Source organism: Streptomyces sp. NPDC046379, from assembly GCF_055587785.1.
Genome location: NZ_JBVJFP010000005.1, coordinates 150,571 through 167,169, shown reverse-complemented (window position 1 = coordinate 167,169; position 16,599 = coordinate 150,571). Strand labels below are relative to the sequence as shown.

Genomic DNA, 16,599 nt, shown 5'->3' with positions numbered 1-16,599 from the left:
TGCGGGGGCTTGGTTTCGCCGGTCAGCCTAGGCAAGGGCGCGGGTCCGGCGCTTCTCGATTCCCGCTCGTCCGACGCTCGTCGTTTCCGCTCCTGCGCGCCGCCGGGTCACCGGCGGGCGGTCGGCAGGGGCGGGGTGCCGGTGACCGAGAGGACGAGGGAGTACAGCGTCGTGTCGGCGGCGATGAACATGCGGTTGCGCCGGAGTCCCCCGAAGCGGATGTTGGCGACCACGCCGGGGACCAGGAGGCGGCCCAGGAGGGTGCCGTCCGGGTCGTAGCAGTGGACGCCGCCGTCCATGGCGGCGGCCCAGAGGCGTCCGGCGTCGTCGAAGCGGATGTTGTCGAACTTGCCGAGGCGGCACTCGGTGAAGACCTCGCCCTCGCCGAGCGTGCCGTCGTCGCGGACGTCGAAGACGCGGATGTGGTTGGCGCGGCTGTCGGAGACGTAGAGCCGGCGTTCGTCCGGGGAGAAGACGAGGCCGTTGGGTCCGTCGAAGCCGTCGGCGACCAGGCGGACCTCTCCGTCGGCCGGGTCCACGCGGTAGACGTTGCGGGCGCCGATCTCGCTCTCGGCGCGGTGGCCCTCGTAGTCGCTGATGATGCCGAAGTCGGGGTCGGAGAACCAGATCGAGCCGTCCGACTTCACGGCGGCGTCGTTCGGGCTGTTGAGCCGCCTGCCCCGGTAGCGCTCGGCGATGACGGTGACGGAGCCGTCGTGCTCGGTGCGGGTGATCCGGCGGTTGCCCTGCTCGCAGGTGACGAGGCGGCCCTGGCCGTCCAGCGTGTTGCCGTTGGGGTGACCGGCGGGCGAGCGGAAGACGCCGACCTCGCCGGTGGTCTCGTCCCAGCGGAGCAGGCGGTCGTTGGGGATGTCGCTCCAGAGCAGGTAGCGCCCGGCGGGGACGTACAACGGACCCTCGGCCCAGCGGCAGCCGTCGAAGAGGACCTCCAGCCGGGAGTCGCCGGCGGTGCACCTGCCGGTGCGGAAGCGTTCGTCGAAGACCTCGTACAGTTCCGGTCGCTCGCCGGGCATCCGCCCACCTCACCGTCTCGTCGCGCACATCGCCGTCGATCTCTTCCGGCACCAGAGTATGCGTGAACCGTCCCCGGCCTGCTCGCGGACGGGGCCGGGCGAACCGGGGCGGGGCCGGGCCCGACCGCGCACGGGGCGGGCCGGGTCGGACGGCGGGCAGGGCGTGCGGCGCGATTTCCGTTGTCGCGCGGGCGCTCCGCCGTCTCCCATAGTGGGCGGACGACGATCGTCCGGCCCGGGTACCGCCCCAGGGCATCAGAGAGGAAGAAGACGCTCCATGCGCACAGACCACGGGCACGACCCCGGCGCCGCCTTGGTGTCCGCTGCCTGCGCCGGCGATCCACGAGCGGTCGAAGGGCTGGTGTCGCAGTCGTTGCCGCTCGTCTACAACCTCGTCGGGCGCGCGCTGGACGGCCACCAGGACGTGGACGACGTCGTGCAGGAAACGCTGCTGCGGGTGGTGCGCAGCCTGAACCGGTTGGAACGCCCCACGGCGTACCGGTCTTGGATGGTGGCCATCACTGTGCGGCAGATACGGGACTGGATGCGCGGCCGGCAACAGCAGCGGCGTACGCAGGAGCCGATCGACGTGGCCGCGCATCTCGCCGACCCGGCCTCGGACTTCGCGTCGCTCACCGTCCTGCGGCTGCAACTGCGCGACGACCGCCGGGAGGTCGTCGAGGCCACCCGCTGGCTGGACGGCGATCACCGTGAAGTGCTCTCGCTGTGGTGGCTGGAGGAGACCGGTCAGCTGACGCGTGCCGAGGTGTGCGAGGCGCTGGGGCTGTCCGGCCGGCACACGGCGGTGCGGATCCAGCGGCTCAAGGAGCAGCTCGACGCCGGGCGGGCCGTGGTGCGGGCACTGGCCGCGCAGCCGGTCTGCGCGGAGCTGGCCGAGGTGACGCGGACGTGGGACGCGCGGCCGAGTCCGCTGTGGCGCAAGCGGATCGCCCGGCACCTGCGCGACTGCCGCCGGTGCGGTGAGCAGGGCGACGGGCTGCTTCCGGTGGCGCGCCTGCTGGTCGGTCTGCCGCTGCTGGTTCCGCCGGCAGGGCTCCACGACACCGCGCTGGAGGCGGTACGGGCCGAGGCCGCGATGGGCGCCGCACGGGCCGCCGAGGCCGCGCCGGACGCCGTACCGGCCGAGGCCGCGCCGGATGTCCCACCTGCCGACGCCCACGCGTCCGCCTCGTCGCCCTCCGTAGCGCCGCCGCAGGCCCCGCCGCGGTCCCGGTCGGTGCGGCCCGGGCGCCGGCGCCGCACCGCGGGGCGCGCGCGGCACGGCCGTGCCGTCGTCGCCGCCATGGCCACCGCCGCCGTCGTCGTCGGTGCGTGGGTCCTGACGCCGTCGCGGGACGGCGGCCCGACGGCGGCGCCCGACAGCGGGGCGCGGCCCGCCGCCGGCCCGGCGTCCGCGTCCGCGACGGCGCGGGAGCGCAGCGCGCCTGTCTCCCCCAGCCCTTCGGCGACCGAGCGGAAGGCGAAGCCGTCCGCTTCGGCGAGCGCGTCGCCCCGCGCGTCGAAGTCCGAGGCGCCGAAGGCCGCCGACGCGCCCGAAGCGGCGTCGCCGGTGGTGTCCACGCAGCGCAAGGGCGTCGGAGTGTGGTCGTTCTCCCGGGCGCAGGACGCGCTGCGGCAGTCCGGGGCGGGCTGGTACTACACCTGGTCCACCCGCCACCCCGGCATCACGTCCGCCGGCGGCGCCGACTTCGTGCCGATGATCTGGGGAGCCGACAGCGTCACCCCGCAGGCCCTCGCGGAGGCGAAGGCCGCCGGTCCCTACCTGCTCGGCTTCAACGAGCCCGACTTCGACTCCCAGGCGAACATGAGCGTGGAACAGGCCCTCGACCTGTGGCCCCGCCTGGAGTCGACCGGCAGCGTCCTGGGCAGCCCGGCCGTGGCCTACGGGGGCGACCGGCCCGGTGGCTGGCTGGACCGGTTCATGACCGGGGCCGAACAGCGGGGCCTGCGCGTCGACTTCATCGCCCTGCACTGGTACGGCGCCGACTTCCGCACCGAGGCGGCGGTGGAACAGCTGCGGGGCTACCTGGACGCCGTGCACCGGCGGTACGGCAAGCCGATCTGGCTGACCGAGTTCGCGCTCATCGACTTCTCGCAGGGCGTGCGCCACCCGGCCGACGAGGAGCAGGCGGCCTTCCTGACGTCGGCCACGAAGATGCTCGCCGGGCTGCCCTACCTCCAGCGCTATGCCTGGTTCGGGCTCGGGACGGACGAGTCGGGGCCCGGGACCACGCTGTTCCGGCCGGGCGGCACGCTGACGCCGCAGGGCAGGGCGTTCCGGTCGGCGCCATGACCTCGGCCGCGATCTCTCGACGGTGGCCGCCGCGGCGCCGGTGCCCCTGGCCGGCGCCGCACCGGTGCCCGGCCCGCCCGGACGGACTGCCGGGTGGGCCGGGCGTTCAACGGCGTCGGCGTCAGCCGAAGGTGACGACCAGTCGGCCGTCCGAGGCGAAGGACCACCTCAGCGTGCCCGCGTAGGAGGAGCAGCGGGAGCCGTTCGAGCCCGACCAGAACTGGTTGGAGCCGTCGGCGCTGCCGATGATCCGGTCGTTGGTGCCGCTGCCGCTGCGGCAGGAGGTGTTGTTGCGGAACACCGAGGTGCCGCCGTCGAAGTTGAAGTTGCGCTCGGCGTTGTCGACGCTGACGTTGTCCGAGACCGTCATGGTGCCGGGGTTGCTGTTGTACGTGAACCCGTGCTTGCCGTTGCGGTAGGCGATGCTGCGCCGGACGACGTGGTCGACCTTGATGTTCTCGCCGCCGAGCTTGTAGCCGTTGCGGTCGCCGTTGCCGGCCTGGGAGCCGTCGCTGAGCGTGCCGTTGGTGTGGGCGAGGGAGTCCTCGATGGTCACCGGCCCGATCGCGCCCGTGTCCGACTTGGTGTAGAGGTCCCAGCCGTCGTCGATGTTGTGATGGGCGACGGCGTACCGGAAGACGTTGCCGCTCCCGGTGGTGAGCTTGGCCGCGAAGCCGTCGGCGTCCTCGCCGTCCGAGTCGGCGTTGTCGTGCGACTCCGCGCTCAGGATGAGGTTGTTGGAAGGCCACTGCTCGCGGGGCGTGGTGGACAGCATGCGGGAGAGCTGGAGGCCGGTGTCGCGGTTGTAGCGGGTGACCGTGCGCTCGATGATGTTGTTGCTGCCGCCGACGAAGATGCCGTTGTCGCCGGCGCGTTCGACGACGAGGCCCTTGACGTGCCAGTAGGACCCGTTGACGGCGAGGCCGCGGTTGGCCGGGTCCTCCGTCTGGGCGGAGAAGTTGAGCACGGGGGTCTCGCCGGGGTGGGCGAGGAGTTCCGTGCGGTCGCTCGCGGTGCCGTTGTTGCCGGCCGGGATGGTGACCGTCTGCGAGTGGCGGTACGTCCCGCCGCGCAGGTAGATCGTGCCGCCCGGGGTGATCCGGCTGATGGCCGAGGTGAGCGTGGTCGGGGCCGCCTCCGTGCCGGCCGCGCCGTCGGTGCCGCCCGGCGCCACGTAGAGGGCGGAGGACGTGGGCGGCGGGGTGGTGGTGCCGCTGGTCTCTACGTCGACGTAGTCGATGTTGGGCAGGCCGCCCGACGTGGTGGGGCTGAGGCGGATGGTGTTGCTGCCCGAGGCGACCGGGACGGTCACCGTCTTGGTGACCCAGGTCGCCCAGGCTCCGGTGCCCTCGAACGACAGGGTGGTGGCCGCGCCGCCGTTGACGGTGAGGTTCGCCGGTCGGGCGGTGGAACTGCCGTTGGCGAAGCGGATGCCGAGCGTGGCCGTGCCGGCGGCCGATGCGTTCACGGTGAACTGCGCGTACGCGCCCACGGTGTTGTTCGCGTTGCAGAATCCGGTGCCCGAGTAGCCGGACCAGTCGGAGTCGATGCTCCCGGTGCAGACCGCCGGGGAACTCTCGGCCTCGTAACGGGTGGTCGCCGCCTGGGCCGTGTTCCCGGACAGCGCGACGAGCGTGCCGGCCAGCAGGCCGACGCAGGCAAGAACGGGTGTGCGGTGCATCGTTGATGTCTCCCGGTGTGGTGGGCTCGACCGACGAGGGGCGCACGACCCCCGTTGTGAACCGCAGCGCTTTTTCCTGGACGGTAAGCGCTTGCCATGGGCGCGTCAACGGTTGCGTCACTGATCGTCGTTCACTTACCTGAACGTCGACGCATGTGAGCGCGCTGGTCGGCTCATCACTCGCACGGGTGAAAGTCCCGATCGAGGGCAATCGGCGTGCATGATCAGTCCCGAGCACCGCACCCGGCCGATCCATCGCGGGCGCCGCTTCGACCTGCGCTCCACGGCCGTGTTCTTCGCCCTGCTGGCGACCGTGCTCATCGCCCTGGGGCTGGCGGGCCGCGCGGCGGCGGATGCGCTGGAGCAGCGTCCCGTGTGGACCGGAGCCCTGCTGTCCGTGGGGTTGGCAGCGGCCGTCGGTCACGGACGTGGACGCCTCCGCAGACGCTCCGCGGCGAGGCTCGCCCGGCGGGCCGCCGAGGCGCTGGAGCGGGGCACGACGACGGCGCTGGAGGACCTGGAGCACACGGCCGTCCTCCCGCGGGACGGGTCGTCCGGCCCGCCGTCACCGCCCGGCGCCGCCGACGGCGTCCTCGCCCACGACGCCCTGAGCCCGGAGGAGTTCGAGCAGGCCGTGGCCGGCCTGCTCGAGCGTGACGGCTGCTCGCAGGTCGAGGTGGTCGGCGGGGCGGGAGACCTGGGCGCCGACGTGGTGGCGCTCGCGCCGGACGGCCGGCGGCTGGTCGTCCAGTGCAAGCGCTACGGCGAGGAGAACAAGGTCGGCTCACAGGACCTCCAGCGCTTCGGAGGCACCTGCTTCACCGTCCACGAGGCCGACCTCGCCGTCGTCGTCACCACCGGCGACTTCACGGCGCCTGCCCTGGAGTACGCCGGACAGTGCGGCATCGTGTGCGTGGACGGGCGGGCCCTGATCGCCTGGTGCGAGGGCAACGGCCCGACTCCATGGGCGGGTTGGGACCGCCGGGAGGAGTGAGCGGCCGTCAGCCGACGCGGTCCAGGCCGTCCAGCGCGGCAAGGACGTCGGCCGGCTCGGCGCGGACGGTGTGGTCGTGGTGCACGAACGCCCAGCGGATCACGCCCTCCCGGTCGATGACGTACGTCGCGGGCATGGGCAGCGTGCGCGGGTGGCCGGCGTTCGAGCGGGCCAGGTCGATGCCGAACTTCTCGTGCACGGCGGCGAGATCCTCCGGCATGTCGAAGGCGAGACCGTACTGCTTGGCCGTGTCGCAGCCGACGTCGCTGAGCACGTCGAAGGCGAGCTGGTGCTTCTCCACGAGGGACAGGGACTCGTCGGGGATCTGCGGGGAGACGGCGACCAGCCGCGCGCCGCGGGCGATGACGGCGTCGTGGTGTTCCCGCAGGGAGCGCAGGGTGATGTTGCAGTACGGGCACCAGGAGCCGCGGTAGAAGGTCAGCACCACCGGTCCGCCGGAGAGGAGTTCGGTCAGCGAGACGGACAGCCCGGTGGCCGAGGGCAGCGTGAAGGCCGGGGCCTTGGCGCCCACGGTCAGGGCACGCTCCGCCTGCCTTGACTCGGCCAGTTCATCGACCCCGCGCTGGAGGATGGCACGGATCTCGGCGGGGATGTGCTCCTGACGGCTGTCGAAGAAGGCGCGCAGTTCGGCGTTGACGCTCACGGGTGTTCCCTCCGGAGGGACTTGGCGGCATGAACTTGGAACGACCGTTTCAAGATAGGTGGTGGAGCGCACTCCGAGTCAACGCCGGAGAGTTATCTTGGGACCGCCGTCCCGGAATGGCTCGACGCCGGCGCGGCGGCAGGACGGCGAGACCGATCGACGAGGCGGGATGGGCGCGGATGCCGGACACCAAGCACTTCGATCCGGACGCCGTCCTCGACACGGTGGTCCGGCTGTTCTGGCGCCGGGGCGTCGCCCGGACGGGAATCCAGGACGTCGTGAACGCGACCGGCCTCAACCGCTCCAGCCTGTACGCCACGTTCGGCGGCAAGCAGGAGCTGTACCTGGCGGCCCTGGAACGCTACGTCGCGCAGCGCTCCCGCCCGGTCCTCGCCCGGCTGGCGGCGGACGACCGCGGACTGCCCGCCGTCACCGAGTTCTTCACGAACCTCATCGAGTCCCGCTGCACCGGGGCGTACGCCCGCTGGGGCTGCATGATCTCCAACGCCCACGCGGGCGCCGAGAACACCGAACCCGCACTGCGCGCCGTACTCGACCGCCAGCACGCGCACCTGCGCGACGCCCTGCACTCGGCCCTGCGCACGGCACAAGGGCTGCGCCAGCTCGCCGACGGAGTGGACCCGGCGTCCGCCGCCGAGTTCCTGGCCCTCCTCGCGCACGGCGTCAACATCCGCTCCCGCGCGGGAGTCGACGCACAGCAGCTGCACGCCACGGTCACGGCGGCCCTCGACGCGGTGACGGGCACGTCCGGGACGACCGCGACGCGCCCTCGGTCCTGACGCCGCACGGCCCGCCCGGCCCGCGGCCTTGACGCCGGGGCCGCGGTGCGGCGTCATCGCGGACACACCGCATCACGCACATACCGCGAGGCGGCCCTCCCGGGCGTATACCTCGGACGGCGGACGGCGGACGGCGGAGGAGGACGCATGGCACAGCGCAGTGGCCTACGGCGGCGCAGGGCGGTCCTGGAGGACGAGTGGCGCCGCTGGGCGCCGCGGCGTTCGGCGGTTACAAGAAGTCGGGCATCGGCCGCGAGACCCACCGCATGATGCTGGACCACTACCAGCAGACTTAGAACATCCTCTGTTCCTACAGCCCGCGGAAACTCGGCTTCTTCTGGAAGGTGAGGCCGGTTGTCCGGCCGCCTCGTCGTGTGCCGGGCGGCCGGACGTACAAGAGGAGTGGGGCCAGGATCGGCCTGGCCCCACTCCTCGGTGCGAACGGATCGCCGACTCGACGAAGAACCTTCGGACCCCGTCGTTGGCAGGGGCTCCCGTCAGGCGCGGGTCCAGCGCTGGTTGCTGCCGTTCGAGCAGGTGTAGAGCTGGATCAGGGTGCCGTTGGCGGTTCCGGCCCCGACGGCGTCGAGGCAGAGGCCGGACTGGACGCCGACGATCGATCCGTCGGAGTTGAGGCGCCATTTCTGGTTGTCGCCGCCCCAGCAGCTGTAGATCTGGACCTTGGCGCCGTTGCCGGTGCCGGCGGCGTCCAGGCACTTGTTGCCGTAGACCCTCAGCTCGCCGGCGGTGGTGTGCGTCCACTGCTGGTTGGTGCCGCTGTGGCAGTCCCACAGCTGGACCTGGGTGCCGTCGGTGGTACTGGCGCTGGGCACGTCGAGGCAGCGGCCCGAAGCGACGCCCTTGATCTGTCCGCCACCCGGCGGGGGGTCCGTGGGAGGTGTGGAGCCGCCGTTGAGTGCGTTGAGCACCGCGGTGTAGGCGGGCTTCTTGCTGCCGTCGTTGTTGAACAGCAGCGGCGTGTCCCCCGATCGCCAGGAGTCCATGTCGCGCACGCCCCAGACGGTGATGCCGAGGCAACGCGGGACGGCCAGGCAGTCGTTGACCACGTTGGCGTAGGTCGTGGCCGAGGCGCCCTGGATGTCGAGTTCGGTGACGGCCACGTCGACGCCGAGAGCGGCGAAGTTCTGCAGGGTGGTGCGGAAGTTCGCGTTGTAGGGGCTGCCGCTGTTGAAGTGCGCCTGGAAGCCGACGCAGTCGATCGGCACGCCGCGCTGCTTGAAGTCCCGCACCATGGCGTACATGGCCTGGGTCTTGGCCCAGGTCCAGTTCTCCACGTTGTAGTCGTTGTAGCAGAGCTTGGCGGCCGGGTCGGCGGCGCGCGCGGTCCGGAAGGCGACCTCGATCCAGTCGTTGCCCGTGCGCTGCAGGTTCGAGTCGCGCCGGGCTCCCGAAGAGCCGTCGGCGAACGCCTCGTTCACGACGTCCCACTGGGCGATCTTGCCCTTGTAGTGGGCCATCACGCCGTTGATGTGGTCGATCATCGCCTGGCGCAACGCGCTGCCGCTCAGGTTCTGCATCCAGCCGGGCTGCTGGGAGTGCCAGGCCAGGGTGTGGCCGCGCACCTGCTTGCCGTTCCGCACCGCCCAGTTGTAGACGCGGTCGGCGGCGGTGAAGTTGAACTGGCCACGCTGCGGTTCGGTGGCGTCGATCTTCATCTCGTTTTCGGCCGTGACCGAGTTGAACTCACGGTTGGCGATCGTCGTGTACGCCGAGTCGCCCAGCTTGCCCGAGGCGATGGCGGTGCCGAAGTAGCGGCCGCTCTGCGCCGCCGCGGCGCCGAGCGTGGTCTCGGCGGCGTGTGCGGCCGGCGGCGCGGTCAGTGCGGCGGCCGTGCCGACGGCGCCGACCACCAACGTCATCAGCAGGCCGCGGATCCTCCGGCCGATAGCGGCTCTGGGAAGGGCATAGGAGCCCATGGGCTGTGCCTCCAAAATAATCACAGAAGGACTGGAGCGCAGGGTGATGCGTCGTCCGCTCCCGCTGGACGGTCGGACGGGGCGGGCCGGGAACCGGCTGTGCGTGGACCTGCCGTGGCAGTGCAGCTCACCCAAGACCCTCGTTCGACATATCGAACTTTGGCCGGTCTCCCAGACAGGATGATTGAGGCGTTGACGATGAACCGTCAATACTGCTCGCAGAAAAATTTACGACCGCCACTCGAAATTTTCGGAAGCCGAAGCAGGCGTGCTGCGTGGGCAGTTCTGCGGCAGGCCTTGACCGAACGGCTCAGTCGTTCCTAGCTTGTGCCCTCGACGCCTCCGAGACCCCTTCGAAACGTTTCGGGGCCGTCCCCTGCCCCCGGCCGCCCGCTGCGTGGTTCGGACCGGGCCACCTCACTCACGCCTGCCCCCAAAGGAGTGCCCTCTGATGCGGTTCCGCCGACCGTCCCCGATCCGCCTGAAACGCTTACTCGCCGCCCTCGTTCCCTTGCTGCTCGCCGCCACCTTCCTCGGCGCCCAGCCGGCCGCCGCGGCGACCGTGGACCCCAACGCCTCGTACGTGCTGGTCAACCGCAACAGCGGCAAGGCGCTGGACGTCTACAACATGGCCACCAGCGACGGCGCCCGCATCACCCAGTGGACCAGGAACGACCAGGCACAGCAGCAGTGGCAGTTCGTCGACGCCGGGGGCGGTTACTACCGCATCAAGTCCCGCCACTCGGGCAAGGTGCTGGACGTGCACAACTGGTCCACCGCGAACGGCGGCTCGATCGTCCAGTGGACCGACCTGAACGCCGCCAACCAGCAGTGGCGGCTGGCCGACAGCTCGGACGGCTACGTGAGGCTCGTCTCGCGCCACAGCAACAAGGCCCTCGAAGTGCAGGGCGCCTCAACCGCCGACAACGCCAACATCGTCCAGTACGACGACTGGGGCGGCGCCAACCAGCAGTGGCAGCTCGTCAAGGTCGGCGCCGGCAATCCCGGCACGTGCGATCTGCCGTCGAGCTACCGCTGGTCGTCGACGGGTGCGCTGGCACAGCCCAGGCCGGGATGGGTCTCGCTCAAGGACTTCACCGTCGCCCCGTACAACGGCAGGCAGCTGGTCTACGCGACGACGCACGACACGGGGACGAGTTGGGGTTCGATGAACTTCAGCCCGTTCACCAACTGGTCGGAGATGGCCTCGGCGAGCCAGAACGCGATGTCGTCCTCCACCGTCGCGCCCACGCTCTTCCACTTCGCGCCGAAGAACGTCTGGGTGCTCGCCTACCAGTGGGGCAGGACCGCCTTCTCCTACCGGACGTCGAGCGACCCCACCAACCCGAACGGCTGGTCGGCCGAGCAGCCGCTGTTCTCCGGGACCATCACCGGCTCCGGCACCGGGCCCATCGACCAGACGCTCATCGCGGACGGGACGAACATGTACCTGTTCTTCGCGGGTGACAACGGCAAGATCTACCGGGCCAGCATGCCGATCGGGAACTTCCCGGGCAGCTTCGGCACGACCTCGACCGTGGTCATGAGCGATACGACGAACAACCTGTTCGAAGCCCCGCAGGTCTACAAGCTGCAGGGCCAGAACCGGTACCTCATGATCGTCGAGGCGATCGGCTCGCAGGGCCGCTACTTCCGCTCGTTCACGGCCACCAGCCTGAACGGCTCGTGGACGCCCCAGGCCGCGACCGAGAGCAATCCCTTCGCCGGCAAGGCCAACAGCGGCGCCACCTGGACCAACGACATCAGCCACGGCGAACTGCTCCGCACCAGCGCCGATCAGACCATGACCGTCGACCCCTGCAATCTGCAGTTGCTGTACCAGGGGCGCAGCCCCAACTCCGGCGGCGACTACGGCCTGCTGCCCTACCGTCCGGGTCTGCTGACACTGCAGCGCTGACGGCAGACGCCCTCTCCTCGGGCACGGCCGCCCACAGCCCACCGCGGGCCGTGGGCGGCCGCACTCCCACCAGTTCTCGTACCGCGCCTCCCCGAGGCCCGGACGCCGCCCGGGTTACGACACCGTCACGCCGCCGTAGCCGGCCAGGTCGATATCGCCAGTGCCGGCACCGGTCCGGTCCGGCACCCGGCGGTCAGGGCTCGTCCCGGACGGCGCCACCGGCCCCGCCGTGCGCGTCCGCCCGATCCGGCTCGTTTCGGCGCCGGTGACGCCGTGTCGCCGCCATCGCGCCGAGCAGCGCGCCGACGGCCAGGACGGCCGACCCGCGCAGCCAGACCTGCCCCTCGATCCGCGTGGCGAGTAGGACGCACGAGGCGGCGCCCAGCACCGGCAGCACGGTCGGAGCCCGGAAGTGCGCCGACGTGCCGGGGTCGCGGCGCAGGACCAGCACGGCGACGTTGACCATGAAGAAGACCACGAGCAGCAGCAGGACCAGGGTGGACGCCAGAGCGGTGACGCTGCCGGTCAGCGCGAGGAACATGGCCGGCGCCGTGGTGGCGGCGATGGCCGCCCACGGCGTACGACGGCCGGGCAGTACCTTGGCCAGCGGCGAGGGCAGCAGTCCGTCGCGGGCCATGCCGAAGGCGAGCCGGGAGGCCATGATGCCGGTCAGCAGGGCGCCGTTGGCGACCGCGACGAGCGCGATGGCGCTGAAGAGGAGCGGGGGCACGCCGCCCGCCTCCCTGACGACTTCCAGCAGCGGCCCGCTGGACGCGGCGAGCCGGTCCGTCGGCACGGCCGCCGAGGCGGCGACGCCCACCATGACGTAGACGGCGCCGGCGGTGGCCAGGGCGCCGAACAGGGCACGGGGGTAGGAGCGGCGCGGGTCGCGGGTCTCCTCGACGACGTTCACGGACGTCTCGAAGCCGACGAAGGAGTAGTACGCGAGGACGGACCCGCTGAGGATCGCGGCGGCCGCCCCGTGCTCCGCGGTGCCCAGCCGCGTCAGCCGCCCGGCGTCGCCCTCGCCTCGCAGGAGCAGCCATGCGCCCAGGGCGACGACGACGAGCAGCCCGCCGACCTCGACGACGGTGGCGACGACGTTCGCGCGCATCGACTCCTTGATGCCGCGTGCGTTCAGCAGGGCGATCAGGGCGAGGAAGACGACGGCGACCAGACCGACGGGCAGGGACACGAAGGCCGACAGGTAGTCGCCGCCGAACCCGCGGGCCAGGGCGGCGACCGAGACCACGCCGGCGGCGAGCATGCAGAAGCCCGCGAGGAACCCGGCGAACGGCCCGAAGGCCCGCGTGGCGTAGTGGGCGGCCCCTCCGGCCCGCCGGTACTTGGTGGCCAGCTCCGCGTACGAGGCGGCGGTCAGCATCGCCAGCAGCAGGGCGACGACCAGTGGCGCCCACACCGCTCCGCCCGCGTCGGCGGCGACCTGGCCCACCAGGACGTACACCCCGGCGCCCAGGACGTCACCGAGGATGAAGAAGTACAGAAGCGGCGTGGTCAGGGCCTTCTTGAGCGCCGGGCCGCCCGGGGCGGTCGCCGGTCGCTGATCTCTCACTGCTGGCATACCGACCCGTATCCCCCGCGACGCGTCCCTCACGCCCAGGGATCGGCCCATCGGCCCAGCGCGGCCGTCCGTCGTCCCGGACGAGGCGGTGCGGGACACCGTGACACCGGGACGCGGGGGCGCGGCGGGAAGCGGGCCCCGGCCCGGTGTGCGGGCCGGGGCACCGGACGGTCAGGCCGTGGAGCAGGCGGAACCGTTCAGGGTGAACGCGGTGGGGCTGGAGTTCGTGGCGCCCCGGGAGGCGGTGAAGCCGAGGGTGACGGAACCCGCCGCGGGCACGGACGCGGTGTACGGGGCCGAGGTCACCGTGACCTCCGCGCCGCTCTGTACGGCCGTGCCGCCCCACAGGTTGCTGACGCGCTGACCGTCGGCGAAGGTCCAGCGCAGCGTCCAGCCGTTGATCGCCGACGTACCGGTGTTGCGCAGCACGATCTCGCCCTGGAAACCGCCGGGCCACTGGCTCGTGACCTTGTAGCCGACGGTGCACGCGGCCGTGGAACCGCCCGAGGAGGTGGTCACCGCCACGGTGCCGGAGCGCTGCGAGCGGTTGCCGGCGGCGTCGCGGGCGTACACGGCGAACGTGTACGAGGTGGCCGGGGTGAGCCCGGTGACGGTGGTGGAGGTGCCCGTCGTACTGGTGACGGCCGTCTCCTCCGCGCCGGCGACACGGACCACGTCGTAGCCGGTGACGCCGACCGCGTCGGTGGAGGCGGACCAGGACAGGGTGACGGACGAGGAGGTCACCGCCGACGCCGCGGGGGTTCCCGGAGCGGTCGGTGCGACGGTGTCGCCGGAGGAGGAGTAGACGGCGGCCTCCTTGGCCGTGGCGGCGATGCCGTTCGGGCCGTTGAAGAGCCGCTGCCCCCACGGGGTGAGCTGGTTCGGGTCGAAGTTCGTGACCATGTCCAGGTACTCGACCCCGCCGCCGTTGCCGCTCCAGGACCAGCCGAGGTAGCCGAGGTCGAGCTGCCGCGTCACCGCCAGGATCGCGTCCTCGTCGGGGTTGCCGTCCGAGTGGTCGTGCCCGAACTCGCCGACCACGATGGGGAGTTTCGCGGTGACGAAACGGTTGAGGTAGTCGCCGACCTCGGCGGCGGTGTCGAAGACTCCGTACATGTGGATGGAGAAGACCGTGTTGCGGTCCGGGTCGGCCGCGAACACCGAGGCGGCGTTGTCGCGCATGGTGAAGGACCAGTCCTGGCCCCAGTTGGGGGCGTCCACCATGATCGTGTGCTGGAAGCCCGCGCCGCGCAGCTTCTGGATGGCCGCCTTGGTGTCGGCCGTCCAGTTCGTGTAGTTGGTGTTGCCGTACGGCTCGTTGCCGATGTTGACGATGACGTACTTCTCCTGGCCCAGCAGGGCGTTCTGCACGCTGATCCAGTAGTCGGCGGCGCGCGACAGCGTGACGGCCCCGCTCTGCTCGCCGTAGCCCGTGGTGTCGTGCACCTCCAGGACGCAGATCAGGCGGGTCCGCTTGCACTCGGCGACGACGTTGGCCACGTCCGTGGTGTCGTTGCGGGTCCAGCGGTCACCGCTGGAGAGGACGACGCGGACGGTGTTGGCTCCCTTGGCCTTGATGTGGGAGAGGGAGCTGAACCGGTCCGGATACCAGGTGTGCGCGTGGTTGACGCCGCGCATCACGAAGTCGTTCCCGGACGCCTCCAGCAGGCGGCCGTTCTCGACGCGGAAGCCGGTGGGCGCCGCGTGGGCCGGGGTGCCCAGGGCGAGCAGGGACAGGAGCAGCCCCGCCATGGCGGCCAGGACGGTGGCCAGGCGAGGGGCGGTTGCGGTGGAAGATCTCATGGCGGCTCCACAAGAGGGATGACGGTGACGGGACGAGGGATGAGGTGAAGGGCTGTCAGGAGACGGCAGCCCTGGCCGTGCAGCCGACGGTCGCCGACGGGACGCCGGCCGTGTCGGAGGTGGTGGCGATGTAGCCGAAGGTGGCGCTCGCTCCGGGTGCGAGCGTGCCGTTCCATGCCAGGTTGGTGACCGTGGCGGTGCCGTCGGCGGCGGTGGTGAGGCTGCCGTTCCAGACCTGGGTGAGCCGTGCGCCGCCCGACGGCACGACGGTGGCGGTCCAGCCGGAGACGGCCGAGGCGGAGGTGTTGCTCACCGTCACCTCGCCCTGGTGTCCGCCCCGCCAGACGGAGACGGCCCGGAACGTCGCGGTGCAGGTGGGCTCGCTGCCGCCCGGACCGCCGGGCCCACCCGGCACCCCCGCGTCGAGCGTCGCGGCGAGGGCCGGGTACCAGCGGGCGGCGATCTTGTCGTCGCCGGACGCGTTGGGGTGGACGCCGTCGTAGGTGTCGGCTGCCGTGCTGAAGCCGGTCCACTGGTCGACGACGGTCACCGGGGAGCGGCTGGTGCTCGTCGCCCGCGCCCAGTCGGGGATGCGCGCGTTCAGGGCGACGACGCGCTGGGCGCACTCCGCGCAGGTGCTGGGGTTCATCGGGATGATCTGCGCGACGAGGACCCTCATGTCCGGGTTGGCGGCCCGCATCTGCTCGACCAGCTTGGTGTAGGCGGCGAGGATGCGGTCCGGCGGGATGTTGCTCCAGACGTCGTTCGTGCCGAAGTGCATGACAACGATGTCCGGCTGCGTCGACGCGAGCCGCGCGGGGAGCAGGTTCCGGTCGGCCGTGTTGGTCACCAGCTCGCCGCCGTGGCCCTCGTTGTCCCCGTCGTGCGCCTGACCGCAGCCCTGGGGACCGAGGGTGCCGACGAAGTCGATGTCCGTGTACCCGGCGCTCAGCAGCCGGTTCCACAGCACCGCCCGCCAGCAACCGGGCGAGCCGGTGATCGAGTCGCCCAGCGGCATGACGCGCACCGGGTCCGCGGTCGCCCCGACCATGGGTGCGGCTGCGGCGCTCGGGGCGAGGAGCATCCCCAGGGAGAGGACCAGGGCGGCCAGGAGACCGAGGAGAGGAAGGGCTGGCGGACTCGACGAACGGGGTCTGTTCATGGCGGTCCCTTCTTCGTGTGGGGATGGGAGCGGCATGGGAGCGCTCCCACAAGGACCATCAACCCATCATTGTCATTTACCCGTCAACCCTGCTGCGGCAGACCGGCGTTCCGGTGTCCCGGGCGGCGAGTGAAAACACCCCCGGCGGTCCGCGTGCGCCGCGCCGTGCACACCTCTCCGGCCGCACGCCTCGTCCCGCGCCCCGTCGAGCGGGCGCCGGACCCCGCCGCCGTCGGGACCGCGCGGGGAAGGATTCACCGGGGGGCGGGCTGCGCGCTCCATTCCCGGATCAGGGACCGCGCCGCCACAAGGGTCTCCCTCTTGTCGAAGCGGTCCGTCCGCCAGGTCGCCGAGTGCAGGTCACCGCGGTCCCGGTAGGCGCGCATGATGCGCACGTGGTCGTGACGGGCCACGAAGGCGTGCAGGTGCCGCTCGTCGCGCCATACGGAGACCGAGCCCGACCGGGGGCGCAGCAGACCGGGGACGCTCCACAGCCAGAGCCCGACCGCCCCCTCGACGTCGCCCCAGCTCCGGCGCAGGGCGGCGCCGCGGGCGTTGACACCGAAGGAGGTCCAGGGGCGGTGCGGGACGAAGTCCGTGACGCTCACGACGGCCGTGCCGCCCGGTTCGTCGTCCGGAGCGGCACGGTCCGCCGGTCCGGGCTTCCACGGGGCGAACCAGATGGCGGCCGGCATGGCGTCTCCTCGCGG

At 71.7% G+C, this 16,599-nt stretch carries 12 protein-coding genes; 4 read left to right on the top strand and 8 right to left on the bottom strand.

Features of this window, described 5'->3' with window-relative positions:
* Positions 1–107: 107 nt before the first annotated feature.
* A complete protein-coding gene (locus ACZ6KF_RS11605) occupies positions 108–1,034 on the bottom strand; it encodes an SMP-30/gluconolactonase/LRE family protein (RefSeq protein WP_469238300.1) in 927 nt (308 codons plus the stop codon).
* Between the two features lie 277 nt (positions 1,035–1,311).
* On the opposite strand from ACZ6KF_RS11605, the gene ACZ6KF_RS11600 reads away from it, so the two are divergent.
* Positions 1,312–3,348, top strand: coding sequence for a sigma-70 family RNA polymerase sigma factor (locus ACZ6KF_RS11600; protein ID WP_469238298.1), 2,037 nt, complete (start codon positions 1,312–1,314; stop codon positions 3,346–3,348).
* A 121-nt stretch (positions 3,349–3,469) separates the two neighbouring features.
* Here the strand turns inward: ACZ6KF_RS11600 and ACZ6KF_RS11595 are convergent, their stop codons facing one another.
* Complete coding sequence (locus ACZ6KF_RS11595) at positions 3,470–5,029, bottom strand: carbohydrate-binding protein (protein WP_469157704.1); 1,560 nt, start codon at positions 5,027–5,029, stop codon at positions 3,470–3,472.
* Between the two features lie 220 nt (positions 5,030–5,249).
* Here ACZ6KF_RS11595 and ACZ6KF_RS11590 point away from each other — a divergent pair, with 220 nt between their 5' ends.
* Complete coding sequence (locus ACZ6KF_RS11590; RefSeq protein ID WP_356633697.1) at positions 5,250–6,023, top strand: restriction endonuclease; 774 nt, start codon at positions 5,250–5,252, stop codon at positions 6,021–6,023.
* A gap of 7 nt (positions 6,024–6,030) precedes the next feature.
* On the opposite strand, the gene ACZ6KF_RS11585 is transcribed toward ACZ6KF_RS11590, so the two are convergent.
* Positions 6,031–6,687 (bottom strand): peroxiredoxin-like family protein, encoded by a 657-nt coding sequence (locus ACZ6KF_RS11585; RefSeq protein ID WP_356633699.1) that lies wholly within the window; start codon positions 6,685–6,687, stop codon positions 6,031–6,033.
* Between the two features lie 179 nt (positions 6,688–6,866).
* Here ACZ6KF_RS11585 and ACZ6KF_RS11580 point away from each other — a divergent pair, with 179 nt between their 5' ends.
* A complete protein-coding gene (locus ACZ6KF_RS11580; RefSeq protein WP_469238296.1) occupies positions 6,867–7,487 on the top strand; it encodes a TetR/AcrR family transcriptional regulator in 621 nt (206 codons plus the stop codon).
* A 497-nt stretch (positions 7,488–7,984) separates the two neighbouring features.
* Here the strand turns inward: ACZ6KF_RS11580 and ACZ6KF_RS11575 are convergent, their stop codons facing one another.
* Positions 7,985–9,424, bottom strand: a complete 1,440-nt coding sequence (locus ACZ6KF_RS11575) for an endo-1,4-beta-xylanase (RefSeq protein WP_469238294.1) — start codon at positions 9,422–9,424, stop codon at positions 7,985–7,987.
* Between the two features lie 451 nt (positions 9,425–9,875).
* Here ACZ6KF_RS11575 and ACZ6KF_RS11570 point away from each other — a divergent pair, with 451 nt between their 5' ends.
* Positions 9,876–11,342, top strand: a complete 1,467-nt coding sequence (locus tag ACZ6KF_RS11570; RefSeq protein WP_469238292.1) for a non-reducing end alpha-L-arabinofuranosidase family hydrolase — start codon at positions 9,876–9,878, stop codon at positions 11,340–11,342.
* 193 nt (positions 11,343–11,535) lie between these two features.
* Here ACZ6KF_RS11570 and ACZ6KF_RS11565 read toward each other — a convergent pair whose 3' ends face one another.
* The 4 genes from ACZ6KF_RS11565 to ACZ6KF_RS11550 all read right to left on the bottom strand — a co-directional run bounded on the left by ACZ6KF_RS11565 (position 11,536) and on the right by ACZ6KF_RS11550 (position 16,584).
* Positions 11,536–12,924, bottom strand: a complete 1,389-nt coding sequence (locus ACZ6KF_RS11565; protein WP_356633707.1) for an APC family permease — start codon at positions 12,922–12,924, stop codon at positions 11,536–11,538.
* 171 nt (positions 12,925–13,095) lie between these two features.
* Positions 13,096–14,727 carry a cellulase family glycosylhydrolase gene (locus ACZ6KF_RS11560; protein WP_469238290.1) on the bottom strand — a complete coding sequence of 544 codons (1,632 nt, stop codon included), beginning with the start codon at positions 14,725–14,727 and terminating at the stop codon, positions 13,096–13,098.
* Positions 14,728–14,782: 55 nt separating this feature from the next.
* Positions 14,783–15,889 carry a GDSL-type esterase/lipase family protein gene (locus ACZ6KF_RS11555; RefSeq protein WP_356633711.1) on the bottom strand — a complete coding sequence of 369 codons (1,107 nt, stop codon included), beginning with the start codon at positions 15,887–15,889 and terminating at the stop codon, positions 14,783–14,785.
* Positions 15,890–16,143: 254 nt separating this feature from the next.
* Positions 16,144–16,584 carry a hypothetical protein gene (locus ACZ6KF_RS11550; RefSeq protein ID WP_356633713.1) on the bottom strand — a complete coding sequence of 147 codons (441 nt, stop codon included), beginning with the start codon at positions 16,582–16,584 and terminating at the stop codon, positions 16,144–16,146.
* Positions 16,585–16,599 lie beyond the last annotated feature (15 nt).

Bases quoted from the DNA above. Each gene is read 5' to 3' on its own strand.
- ACZ6KF_RS11580 (WP_469238296.1), top strand. From the start codon at position 6,867: ATGCCGGACACCAAGCACTTCGATCCGGACGCCGTCCTCGACACGGTG.
- ACZ6KF_RS11560 (WP_469238290.1), bottom strand. From the start codon at position 14,727: ATGAGATCTTCCACCGCAACCGCCCCTCGCCTGGCCACCGTCCTGGCC.
- ACZ6KF_RS11565 (WP_356633707.1), bottom strand. From the start codon at position 12,924: ATGCCAGCAGTGAGAGATCAGCGACCGGCGACCGCCCCGGGCGGCCCG.
- ACZ6KF_RS11590 (WP_356633697.1), top strand. From the start codon at position 5,250: ATGATCAGTCCCGAGCACCGCACCCGGCCGATCCATCGCGGGCGCCGC.
- ACZ6KF_RS11555 (WP_356633711.1), bottom strand. From the start codon at position 15,889: ATGAACAGACCCCGTTCGTCGAGTCCGCCAGCCCTTCCTCTCCTCGGT.
- ACZ6KF_RS11575 (WP_469238294.1), bottom strand. From the start codon at position 9,424: ATGGGCTCCTATGCCCTTCCCAGAGCCGCTATCGGCCGGAGGATCCGC.
- ACZ6KF_RS11595 (WP_469157704.1), bottom strand. From the start codon at position 5,029: ATGCACCGCACACCCGTTCTTGCCTGCGTCGGCCTGCTGGCCGGCACG.
- ACZ6KF_RS11550 (WP_356633713.1), bottom strand. From the start codon at position 16,584: ATGCCGGCCGCCATCTGGTTCGCCCCGTGGAAGCCCGGACCGGCGGAC.
- ACZ6KF_RS11600 (WP_469238298.1), top strand. From the start codon at position 1,312: ATGCGCACAGACCACGGGCACGACCCCGGCGCCGCCTTGGTGTCCGCT.
- ACZ6KF_RS11570 (WP_469238292.1), top strand. From the start codon at position 9,876: ATGCGGTTCCGCCGACCGTCCCCGATCCGCCTGAAACGCTTACTCGCC.
- ACZ6KF_RS11605 (WP_469238300.1), bottom strand. From the start codon at position 1,034: ATGCCCGGCGAGCGACCGGAACTGTACGAGGTCTTCGACGAACGCTTC.